The 10,240-nt window shown below is 66.6% G+C and carries 8 protein-coding genes and 6 pseudogenes; 12 read left to right on the top strand and 2 right to left on the bottom strand.

The window, feature by feature from the left end:
• The first annotated feature begins 491 nt into the window (after positions 1-491).
• The 5 genes and pseudogenes from ACFU8Q_RS34365 (at position 492) to ACFU8Q_RS34345 (ending at position 4,617) form a co-directional block, all read left to right on the top strand.
• Positions 492-647, top strand: a complete 156-nt coding sequence (locus ACFU8Q_RS34365) for a DUF6131 family protein (protein WP_384461907.1) — start codon at positions 492-494, stop codon at positions 645-647.
• Between the two features lie 84 nt (positions 648-731).
• On the top strand, positions 732-1,274 hold the full coding sequence (locus ACFU8Q_RS34360) for a hypothetical protein (RefSeq protein WP_384461904.1): 543 nt from the start codon (positions 732-734) through the stop codon (positions 1,272-1,274).
• A 277-nt stretch (positions 1,275-1,551) separates the two neighbouring features.
• Positions 1,552-1,848, top strand: coding sequence for a hypothetical protein (locus ACFU8Q_RS34355; RefSeq protein WP_384461901.1), 297 nt, complete (start codon positions 1,552-1,554; stop codon positions 1,846-1,848).
• Positions 1,849-2,020: 172 nt separating this feature from the next.
• Positions 2,021-2,971: pseudogene (locus ACFU8Q_RS34350) on the top strand (LLM class F420-dependent oxidoreductase); the annotation flags it as partial.
• 90 nt (positions 2,972-3,061) lie between these two features.
• Positions 3,062-4,617: pseudogene (locus tag ACFU8Q_RS34345) on the top strand (FAD-dependent oxidoreductase).
• A gap of 153 nt (positions 4,618-4,770) precedes the next feature.
• On the opposite strand, the gene ACFU8Q_RS34340 reads toward ACFU8Q_RS34345, so the two are convergent.
• The gene (locus ACFU8Q_RS34340) at positions 4,771-5,460 is read right to left on the bottom strand and encodes a hypothetical protein (RefSeq protein WP_384461898.1); all 690 of its coding nucleotides are present in this window, start codon (positions 5,458-5,460) and stop codon (positions 4,771-4,773) included.
• 306 nt (positions 5,461-5,766) lie between these two features.
• Between ACFU8Q_RS34340 and ACFU8Q_RS34335 the strand changes: the two genes are divergently transcribed.
• From ACFU8Q_RS34335 to amaP, 5 genes and pseudogenes are all read left to right on the top strand, one after another.
• Positions 5,767-6,177 (top strand): Asp23/Gls24 family envelope stress response protein, encoded by a 411-nt coding sequence (locus ACFU8Q_RS34335; RefSeq protein ID WP_384461910.1) that lies wholly within the window; start codon positions 5,767-5,769, stop codon positions 6,175-6,177.
• A 45-nt stretch (positions 6,178-6,222) separates the two neighbouring features.
• Positions 6,223-6,414, top strand: coding sequence for a hypothetical protein (locus ACFU8Q_RS34330; RefSeq protein WP_384461895.1), 192 nt, complete (start codon positions 6,223-6,225; stop codon positions 6,412-6,414).
• A 3-nt stretch (positions 6,415-6,417) separates the two neighbouring features.
• Positions 6,418-6,832, top strand: a pseudogene (locus ACFU8Q_RS34325) (Asp23/Gls24 family envelope stress response protein).
• Positions 6,825-7,562, top strand: a complete 738-nt coding sequence (locus tag ACFU8Q_RS34320) for a DUF6286 domain-containing protein (protein ID WP_384461892.1) — start codon at positions 6,825-6,827, stop codon at positions 7,560-7,562. The pseudogene ACFU8Q_RS34325 and the gene ACFU8Q_RS34320 overlap by 8 nt, the downstream one beginning before the upstream one ends.
• 6 nt (positions 7,563-7,568) lie before the next feature.
• Positions 7,569-8,159 (top strand): annotated as a pseudogene (gene amaP, locus ACFU8Q_RS34315) (alkaline shock response membrane anchor protein AmaP).
• 135 nt (positions 8,160-8,294) lie between these two features.
• On the opposite strand, the pseudogene ACFU8Q_RS34310 reads toward amaP, so the two are convergent.
• Positions 8,295-8,677: pseudogene (locus ACFU8Q_RS34310) on the bottom strand (cytochrome c oxidase subunit 4).
• Positions 8,678-9,128: 451 nt separating this feature from the next.
• Here ACFU8Q_RS34310 and ACFU8Q_RS34305 point away from each other — a divergent pair.
• Together ACFU8Q_RS34305 and ACFU8Q_RS34300 are read left to right on the top strand one after the other, a co-directional pair.
• Positions 9,129-9,665, top strand: a complete 537-nt coding sequence (locus tag ACFU8Q_RS34305; RefSeq protein WP_384461889.1) for a hypothetical protein — start codon at positions 9,129-9,131, stop codon at positions 9,663-9,665.
• A gap of 230 nt (positions 9,666-9,895) precedes the next feature.
• Positions 9,896-10,240: pseudogene (locus tag ACFU8Q_RS34300) on the top strand (transposase); the annotation flags it as partial.

Below are 10,240 nucleotides of genomic sequence, written 5' to 3'. Positions count from 1 at the left end.
CCGTGCTGGTTTTCCTGGTGGTCTTCTTGGCGGGCTTCTCGCTGGGCGGACGCCGGACACGCTCTGTCTCGTCCTCTTCGCCTTCGGCCATGTTCCCTCTCCGGAATTTCGGAGACGACGACATGCTGCACCCGCCACATACACAAGACAACCCACTACATGCTATATACAGCCTGGGCTGACCGCATCTCTCGCGCGGTTCTGTCAACGCTGAATGCAGTCTCGCAATCACGCCCCGCAGATCCTGCCGGCTGGGTCGCCACCGCTGCACCCCGCGATAAACGCTGCGACAGGCGGGCACACCCGAGGAGGCAATCGTCCTCCGCTGTCTCCGCTGGGCCCTGGGCGCTGATGGCGAGCGCAGTGGTGCTCAGCACGTGTGCTATCGCACGGGTGGATGGTGTCCAAGTGGCAATTCCGCGATCAGTTGCCGTTGCGGCGAGCAGGGATCACAGTGAAAAGGGAAGACATATGCGAGATCGGAGCGCGTTGTGATCGTTCTCGGGATTATTTTGCTTGTCGTCGGGTTCGTGACCAGTATCTCCATACTGTGGACGATCGGGATCGTTCTCGTGGTACTCGGGGCTGTCCTGTGGGTCCTGGGAGCGGTGGGACACGCAGTCGGTGGTCGAAGGCACTACTGGTAGAGCATTAGAGCCAGAAAGAAACCGAGAGACAGGTAGGAACAGGTCCGCCCGTACTTCGGTTTTCGGCGAAGCAAGCGAGGAGTTATGTCGACAGGGACCCTCATAGCGATCATCGTCGCCATTGTGATCGTGTTGCTGCTGTGCGCACTGGTGGCGTGGACGGCCGCACGCCGACGCCGCCTCAAAGAGCGGTTCGGCCCTGAGTACGAGCGGGCCGTGGAGGACAAGGAGAGCCGCCGGGCGGGCGAACGCGAGCTGCGTGAGCGCGAACAACGCCACGATGCACTGGAGATCAAACCACTGTCGGCGACGGAGCGGGACAGGTACGCCGAAGGCTGGAGCCGAGCGCAGGGGCGGTTCGTCGACGAGCCGGACGACGCGGTCCACGAGGCCGACCGGCTCGTGACGGCGCTCATGAGCGAGCGCGGCTACCCGACCAAGGGATTCGAACAACAGGTCAGCGACCTGTCGGTTGAACACGGCGGCACGCTGGAGCACTACCGCGTCGCCCACGACGTCGATGTCCGTAGCAGCCGGCATCAGGCCACCACGGAAGAACTACGGGGCGCGATGGTCCACTACCGCGCCTTGTTCGACGAGCTTCTGCACGATGGTCAGCAGCGGTGAGAGCAGCGGATTCGCGAGCACGCGATGGTGCCTACAAGGCGGCCTCGACCGGATGGCGCCGGGACCGGATGGAGGCTGAGAGATGGAACCGGGACGTAGAGATCTACCCGAGTCGGACGGGAGTGGTATCTCCACCGATGACCTCGCAAGCGCGAGAGGCACGGAGGCAGCAGCTCGCGATGTCCCGACCGGCACTCCACCCACCTTCCCGGGGGAAGCCACGCATGCCGATCAGGGCCCCAACCCCGAAGCGGAGGACCGTGCACCATCGTCCGGCGTGGACCGGAATACCGGGACGGAGGAGAGGGACGAACCGCTCCTTGGCAGCGAACGGGAAGAATTCCGCAGCCGGTGGCAGGGAATCCAGGGCAACTTTGTAGATGATCCACGGCAAGCAGTAGGTGCCGCGGACTCATTGGTCGCCGAAGTGATGCAAGCGCTCGCCACGACCTTCTCCGAGCACAAACAGGGACTCGAAAGCCAGTGGCAGCGAGGCGAGGAAGTAGCAACGGAGGATCTGCGCGTGGCACTGCAGAGCTACCGTTCGTTCTTCAACCGCTTGTTGAAGACCTGATCTGCTTCGTGTGCGGGCTGTCTCCAGTGACCGGATTGCTCTGATGTACGCCCCTCAGCGACTCGTGGTGGAATCGTTTCTCTCTGCGGTCGCTTCGCCGGCCTCGGGTTTGGAGGATGTGTGAGCCTTCCGCACCGGTGTGTGGTGCGGTGCGCCGAGTGGAAGGAGCGTCATGACCGCCTACGGGTACTTCCTGTCGTGTGAGGAGTTCGGGCCTGCGGAGCTTTTGCAGCAGGCCCGAGCAGCTGAACAGGCCGGGTTCGAAGGTCTCGCCATCTCGGACCACTACCACCCCTGGAACGACGAGCAGGGGCAGAGTCCGTTCGTGTGGTCGGTGATTGGGGCGCTGTCCCAAGTTTGCTCGCTGCCTGTCACCACACTCGTGACTTGCCCGACCGTGCGTATGCACCCAGCGGTCAACGCGCAGGCCGCAGCCACGTCCGCCGTGCTGACCGGCGGCCGCTTCCGTTTCGGAGTGGGCACCGGTGAAGCTCTCAACGAGCATGTGCTCGGGGGAGTATGGCCCGATGCAGAGCTGCGGATGGAGATGCTCGAAGAAGCCATCACCGTCATGCGGCACCTCTTCACCGGCAAGCAGATCACCCACCGGGGCCGGCACTACACCGTAGAGAATGCCCGCATTTACACCCTCCCGGAAGATCCGCCGCCCATCTACGTCTCGGGCTTCGGCCCCGGGGCCGCTGCACTCGCCGGCCGAGTCGGGGACGGATTCGTCACCATGGCTCCCGACGGGGAACTGGTGGGGCAATTCCGAAGGGGCGGAGGCGGCAGCAAGCCGGTCGTCGGCGGGCTGAAGGTTTGCTGGGGCACTGATCGGGACGATGCGGTCAAGACCGTGTACCGGCTCTGGCCGAATGCGCACCTGCCGGGTGAGCTGAGTCAGGTACTGCCGACGCCGAAACACTTCGAGCAGGCCTGCGAACTGGTCACCGAAGACATGGTCCGTGACAACGTCGTCTGCGGAGACGACGTGGATGAGCATGTGCGGGCGGTCCGCGCCTATGTGGAGGCCGACTTCGACGAGGTGTACGTCAACCAGATCGGACCGGATCAGCAGGGGTTCTTCGACCTCTACCGCACCAGCATCCTGCCTCAACTTCGTTTGGCTGAAGGCCGAATTCATGCCCCTCTTCCATTACGACGCGCACAACGGTGCACTCAATGTCCCGCTCAAAGCGGAAGTCGAGGAGCCATGGCTGCAGCACGCCGGACTGTTGACGAGTCGTACTGGATGGCCACCACGCCGGCTACTGGCTATCCACCACCCGGTACCGACCTGACCGCGGACGTCGCGGTCATCGGTGGCGGCATCGCCGGCCTCTGCACCGCATGGGAACTGGTCCGGGCGGGCACGGAAGTTGTCGTCCTGGAGGCGGACCGGATCGCCGCTGGCGTGACGGGATACACCACGGCCAAACTGACGGCCGCGCATGGCTTGGTATACGGGCAATTGGAGGCGAAGCACGGCGCCGACAGCGCCCGGCTGTACACGCTCTCACAACAGAACGCGGTCGACCGGACAGCCGCTCTCTGCGCCGAACTGGACATCGACGCCGACTTGGAGCACGCCCCCGCCTACACCACCTACGCACAGGATTCGCAGCGCATCGACGAGATCAGGGATGAGGCGGAGGCCGCACGACGGGCAGGTCTCGACGCGTCCTTCGTGACCGCCACGGAAGTGCGCTTCGAGGTGGCCGGTGCAGTGCGCGTAGAAGGACATTTGTAGTTCCACCCGCGGAAGTTCCTGCTGGCTCTGGCTGAGAAGATCACCGCAATAGGAGGTCGGATCTACGAGCGCACCCGGGTCACCGAACTCCACGAAGGCTTCCGTTGCCGTCTCGCCGTCGAGGGCAGCATCACGGTTGAGGCACCGATGCTGTTGTCGCGACGCACTACCCCGTCTTCGACTGCTCGCTGCTGTTTACTCGGCTCAAGCCAAGGAGGGAGCTGGTGATCGCGGCACCGGTTCGGTCGGAAGACGCCCCCACAGGCATGTACATCACATCGGACGACGGCGTACGCTCGGTGCGCAGTGCGTCCTACGAGGAAGGGCGTCGGCTGCTCATCGTCACTGGCGAATCCTTCGAACCCCGGGGGCAGGAGAAGTACGGAAGAGGTTTGCGCGCCTCGCCGCCTGGGCGGGGGAGCGGATGCCGGGGTTCGCAGAGGCGGATACGGCCTATCGATGGGCTGCGCAGGACAACGACTCGAGCGATCACCTGCCGTACGTCGGACATGCCCACCCCGGCACTCAGCACGTCTTTGTGGCCACTGGCTTCGGCAGCTGGGGCATGAGCAACGGGATGATGGCCGGCCGGTCGCTCGCCGCGCAGATCGCGGGCGGGTCGCGGCCGGCTTGGACCGACCTGTACGACCCTCGCAGACTTCCGCCGGTCCGCGACGCGGGGCAACTCGTGAAGTTCCAGGCCGCTGTTGCCAAACACTTCGTCGGCGACTGCCTGCGCACCCATCACGTCGACTCGGTGAACGACATCCCGCCCAGGAGCGGAGCCGGTCGTGCGACTGCAGGGCAAGCGGTGGGCGGTGTACCGCGATGAGACGGGGCACGTCGGTGTGCTCTCTGCGCGTTGCACGGATCTCGGTTGTCTGGTGCAGTGCAATGATGCCGAGCAGGTCTGGGAGTGCCCCTGCCACGGTTCCCGCTTCGGCACGGACGGTTCGGTCCTGCAAGGCCCCGCACCTCGGCCGCTGGAGGCACGTGAGGTTCCGGGCGCCAAGGATTAGATCCGAAAGATGCCGCTTGGTCGCTGGCTCCGATTCCCCTACCTGCTTGGGCGCTGGCGCCCGCGCGGTATAGGGCGTCGGCTGCGGCTCTTGGCAAGTCCTTCGAAAGCGAGGTCGAGGCCCGGCCGGCCCTACGTGAAAGAACAGCCCGAGTCACTCCACGTCGATGACGAGGACCGCCACCGTCACGCGTTCGGCAGAGGCGCTCGCTGCCGCCTCCCGCACCGCCCGCACGACATCCAGCGTTCGCCGGGTCGCTGACACCGCCACCTGTACCAGTAGATGGCCGTCGGTGCTGCTCACCGGTCGCCCGAGGGGCCCCAACCCGGGCGCGAGACGGGCCACTCCCGGCACCGCCAGTACGGCTCGGGTCACCGGGTCTGCCCCCGCGTCACCGGTGGACGGCGGTCGGCCCGGCTTTGGCGCTCTCCGTTCGGGCGGCTCGTCGCCGAGCAGCCCGGTCACCCGCACATCCGCCCCCGTCACCACCAGGCCCAGGCGGCTCTCGGAGGCCTGAAGCAGCGCGACGCGCAACTGGTCGGCCAGGTGCGGGAGAGGCTGGACGCCGGAGGCGACGCACTCCACGTCGATGAGTAGCGGCCCCGGTGGCAGCGCGCTCGGCGGGGCCGGGATGGCAGGGGTGGGCAGTGTGTGTTCAGTATCGGCGAGGCGTAGTCGAATCTTGCCGACGCGAATCCCGAGCACCGTGTCCGCAGAGTCGCGCAGCAGCCGCACGGCGGCGTGTTCGGCGATCCAGGCGCAGTCCAGTGAGCTGCCGAGCGGCAGGAGCCGTCCGAGTCCGAGCTGCTGACGCACGACCTGAGCCCATTGATTCGTGACCATCCGCCGACACCCTTTCCCCGACTCCCCACCCGGGTTCGCCGCTCTGACCTCGGTCGAGCCGAATTGCACTGGTTTCTCAAGCCTCCACCCATCCGGCCCGAATCGCTCGGTGCACACAGCGCAAGATCGCATGGTGTCACACCCACGGAGCGATTTAGGGCGTATCGACCTAATGTGGGCAGCGGGGCAGCAGTCCGCTCGCGATCATGGAAAGGGTGATGGGTCATGTCCGACAGTTCAGAATTCGTCCGGCTCGGATCGCCGGTCGCCCAAGCCGGTGAAGTCGGTCGCAGGAGCACCACCGGCATGCGCGTGGACGCGGGCAGCCGAGGGCGTACGACCATCGCAGACGCAGTCGTGGAGAAGATCGCCGCGCTGGCCGCCCGAGACGTGCCAGGCGTGCATGCGATGGGCAGCGGCATGGCCCGTACGTTCGGTGCCGTCCGTGATCGGGTCCCCGGGGGCGGCGGCAGCGCCAGGTCTGTCACCCGCGGCGTGAAGGCCGAGGTCGGCGAGGTACAGACCGCCCTCGATCTCGAACTCGTCGTCGAATACGGATTCGCCATCGTGGACCTGGCCTCGGAGGTACGCGAAAACGTCATCTCGGCCGTCGAGCGGATGACCGGCCTGGAGGTCGTCGAGGTCAACATCGAAGTCGGCGACGTCGCGCTGCCCGACGAAGCGGGCGATGAGACAGAGGAACCGAGACTCAGGTAGCCCGGCGTCCCGTTCCGAGCGGTAGCAAAGGAGCACATCAAGAGCATGGCCGTGGTCGGCGTCGTGGCCGGGATGACACTGGGCTTCGCCGGATACTTCGGCGGTTTCGGGGCTTTCGTCGTGGTGGCGGTGTTGGGCGCCATCGGGTTCGTTATCGGGCGGTTCATCGACGGGGACCTGGAACCCGGCGACTTCTTCCGTACGCGCACCAGTGGCCGTGACGACCGGCGGAGGTGAGACATGGTGACGACCGCAACCGCGGCCGCCGGGACGGCCGGGGACCGTGGCGCGACGAGAATCGCCAACCGGGTTCGTGGCCAAGATCGCGGCCCAAGCGGCGCGTGAGGCGCTGCGCAAGGTCGACGTGGCCCAGGCATTCGCCTCCGGGACCGGGCCCGCACCGACATCCACCGACGCGCACGCAACGGTGGATGTGCGCAGCCACGGCAAGGAAGGATTCGACGAGGCCCGGGTACGGGTCACCGTCGAGCTGGACTACCCCTCTGACATCGGAACCCAGTGCGGTGCGGTGCGCCGACAAGTGACGGAGCGTGTTGGACACCTGGCCAGAATGGCCCTACCAGAGGTCGCGGTGCAGGTCGACCAGCTGCACTCGCGTCTCGACCGGACGACCGGGCGAGGGTGCGATGAGTGACGAATTCCATCACGCACCGGGCGACGACTCAGGTAGCACACCTGACGACTTCGGCCGTACGGTGAGTGACGACGCGGGCACCGGCGCGACGCGTGCCGACCACGCCCGGACCCAGCCGTTGCCGACGTTCCAGAAGTCCCGGTTCTCGGTCCCGACGCTCCGTCGGCCGTGCCCGCGTACGCGACGCAGGACGACGCCGGCCGGGCGCGGCGTTTCTGGTCGGCCCGCAGGCATTCTGGCGCTCGTCGTGTTGGTCGCCTCGGGATTCCTGCTGTACGACGTGGTGTCCGTCCGCACCGGCCGACCCGCCATGGAGTGGCGCCGCTGGCTCGCTGACCGCCTGTCCACCGTCAGCTTGGACACCATCTGGGTGCTCGTCATCGCCGCGGTGATCGCCGTGATCGGTCTCTGGCTCATCGTCCTGGCGCTGACGCCCGGCCTGCGCCGCCTGCTGCCCATGCGGCGGCCCTCCGCCGACATCCGTCCCGGGCTCGACCGCTCGGCGGCGGCCCTGGTGCTGCGCGACCGGGCCATGAAGATCTCCGGCGTCCAGTCGGTGAAGGTGTCCGTCGGTCGGCACAAGGCCAGGACGCGCGCGGTGTCTCACTTCCGCGACCTCGACGAGGTGAGCGGGGAGCTGCATACCGCTCTGGACGACGCGCTGCGGCAACTGGCGCTGGCGCGCCGGCCCGCGCTGTCCGTGCGCGTGAAGCGACCGTCGAAGAGGTGAGGTGAGATGCAGCAGGCACGCGCGATCGTCAATCGGCTACTCCTTGCAGTGTCCGGCCTGATCCTCCTGGGGTTCGGCGGCACCGTCCTGCTGGGCGGGCTCGACCTGCCCAAGCAATGGCATTTCCCCGAGCCGTGGACCCGGCCCGGTGACGTGCTGCTCAGTGACGCGAATCGCACGCGCTGGCGCTCAGAAGGCTGGTGGTGGCCGGCCGCTATCGCGGCTCTGGCCATTATTCTGCTGCTCGCCATGTGGCGGCTGCTGGCGCAGTTCCGCCGCCGGCTGGCAGAGGTGCTGGTGGACACCGGCGACGGCGAATCGGCGCGGGTACGGGGCCGGGCCCTGGAGGACGCACTGTCCACCGAGGCGGGATCCTTCCCCGGGGTCGACCGAGCCACCACGCGCCTCACTGGCCGGCGCACCCGTCCCCGGGCATAGCTCGCACTGCGGCTGGCTCCGCATGCCGACCCCTCCGACGCGGTCGCGCGGCTGGCCAAGGAGGCGCAGCCACATGCGCGGGAAGCCATGGGAGTAAAGAAGCTGCCTATCGAGGTTCGGTTGCGGACTACTCCGCACCGGGCGGACCGCGTCTCTTGACGCGGGGCTTTCCGAACGGTGCTTGGCTTGCTACGTGGTGGACGTTGACGGCCAGCGGACTCGGCTCTCAGTATCTGCGGCGAGTTACGCCGTCCTCCCGTCGTTGAACCGCTCCTGTACTGCTTCAGCTCAGCTCTAGCTCCTGGCGTACTGGAAGACAAGACCGCATACTCCTCCCGCCAGAACACCGAATCCGAGCAGCGCTAGCCACAGCCCGTATACGACACCGATGGCCAGTACCGCGCTGCCCGCGGCGACCACGACGGGGTAGGTGCTACGCGGAGAGAAGAAGCCCAAGGCTCCAGATCTTTCGAGGGTCTCGGCATCTTTTCGATCCTCCGGCCGGATTCCCTTCCTGCGGTATGTGCTGCGGAAGTAGAACGCGACAGGGGAGCCATGACGAAAGCCACGGTAAGTGCAGCGACTCCTGCGGGCTCCTTCGACCACATGGCGTAGAGCACATCAGCCACAAGGAAGAACAACGCGACTCCGGCGAACAGGCAGGCCTCGATCTTCACGCAATGCCCTCACCGGTCGGTTCTGGAGTCGGCTTGAATTGCCCACCCTCGACCAGGCGGCGGAGCTCGCGGCGAAGCTCACCGCGGTGCACGGAGCCGGCAATGCGAAAGTCGTGCAGTCACTCGGCCTGGAGAGTGCCCCTCGGCGAGGCAACCGGATCCGGCTCCAAGACTTCACCGCCCTACCCTGTCCCCAGCCCGAAGGCTCCGTGGTGCCACTCACCGGGTGGCCGGATGCTGTGCGGGACACATTCGCCCCCTCGCTCAGATCATGGCTGCCGAGGGTCTCGCATTCCTTCGTGAGTAGATGCAAGCAGGGAGGAGCCTCCGTTCGGGGCACAGCGTCGGCAGAACGGTGCGCGAAGCGCCCGGACGGGTATCCGCAGCGGTGAGCGACGGGTGCGAACCCGCCTCCTGGCACATGGACGATGGACGACAAAGGTGGCACGTGATGAATGACCGACTGAGCTTCAGCACGGCTCAGCCCGAACGTACCCGCAGCACCGACCTGGTCATGCTGGGCATCTACCTCAACGACCACCTGATGGGCGCCACCGCGGGGGTGGAGCGGGTGCGCCAACTGGTCAGCAAGGTTCGCGGTTCGGCGCTCGCCGGGGCGCTCGGCCCCGTCGCCGACGAGATTGACCAGGACCGGACGAGTCTGCTCGGCATCATGAGGGACCTGGGCATCCCGGTTCGGCGCTACAAGGTCTGGGCGGGATGGACGGCCGAGAAGATGGCGCGTCTAAAGAGCAATGGTCGCCTCGCGCGGCGCTCTCCGCTGAGCACCTTCCTGGAATTGGAGATGCTTCGGTTGGGCGTGGAAGGCAAGGCAGCTGGATGGCAGACCCTCCGTCAGCTTACCGCCACCGAGAAGCGCCTGGATCCGCAGCTGCTCGACGCCCTTCTCGAACGGGCCCGGCGACAACAGGGCATCGTGGAGGAGTGGCGCGTCCGACAGGCCGGTTCGGCCTTTGAGAGAAGTTGACGCGCACCGCTCCGCGCCGCACATTCGTCGTGCGGTCGGTCGTTCCCTCGCGCGTATGCGGTCCCCGCGCGAGGGGTCTCCCAATGGCCGATCGCGTCTTCGTGATCCGCGGTTGGCTCGTGGCGGGGCTGCATGAGGTCCCGGCGCGAGGTTCTGGAATGGCGGGATGGGCGGTACGCGGCGGCCACGAGCAGGCTCAGCGCGAAAAACATCAGCGCCCCGACGGTGATGCCGAGATCGGTGACGACCGATCCCGTTTCACCAACGCCAAGGGCCTGAAAGCCTTCGCCGGGGCCACACCGGTCACCCGAGCGTCCGGCAAGAGCGTGGCGGTCATGGCACGCCGGGTCAAGAACCAGCGCCTGGCTGCCGTCGGCTACGTCTGGGCCTTCGCGGCCCTGACCGCCTCACTCGGCGCCCGAGCCCACTACGACCGCCGCAGAGAGGCCGGCGACCGGCACACCGCAGCCCAGAGAAACCTCTTCAACTGCACGCTCGGCTGCCTGCACCACTGCCTCACCGTCCGCACTGACTACGACGAGGCAATCGCCTTCCTCACCCTCAAGGCACCCGAC

Origin of the sequence: Streptomyces sp. NPDC057543, from assembly GCF_042801895.1 — a bacterium.
Lineage (GTDB): Bacteria > Actinomycetota > Actinomycetes > Streptomycetales > Streptomycetaceae > Streptomyces.
The sequence above is the reverse complement of the archived record's forward strand: the minus strand, read 5'-3'. Positions and strand labels throughout refer to the sequence as shown.

Bases quoted from the DNA above. Each gene is read 5' to 3' on its own strand.
- ACFU8Q_RS34335 (WP_384461910.1), top strand. From the start codon at position 5,767: ATGCGCGTGGACGCGGGCAGCCGAGGGCGTACGACCATCGCAGACGCA.
- ACFU8Q_RS34305 (WP_384461889.1), top strand. From the start codon at position 9,129: ATGAATGACCGACTGAGCTTCAGCACGGCTCAGCCCGAACGTACCCGC.
- ACFU8Q_RS34320 (WP_384461892.1), top strand. From the start codon at position 6,825: ATGAGTGACGAATTCCATCACGCACCGGGCGACGACTCAGGTAGCACA.
- ACFU8Q_RS34340 (WP_384461898.1), bottom strand. From the start codon at position 5,460: ATGGTCACGAATCAATGGGCTCAGGTCGTGCGTCAGCAGCTCGGACTC.
- ACFU8Q_RS34360 (WP_384461904.1), top strand. From the start codon at position 732: ATGTCGACAGGGACCCTCATAGCGATCATCGTCGCCATTGTGATCGTG.
- ACFU8Q_RS34330 (WP_384461895.1), top strand. From the start codon at position 6,223: ATGGCCGTGGTCGGCGTCGTGGCCGGGATGACACTGGGCTTCGCCGGA.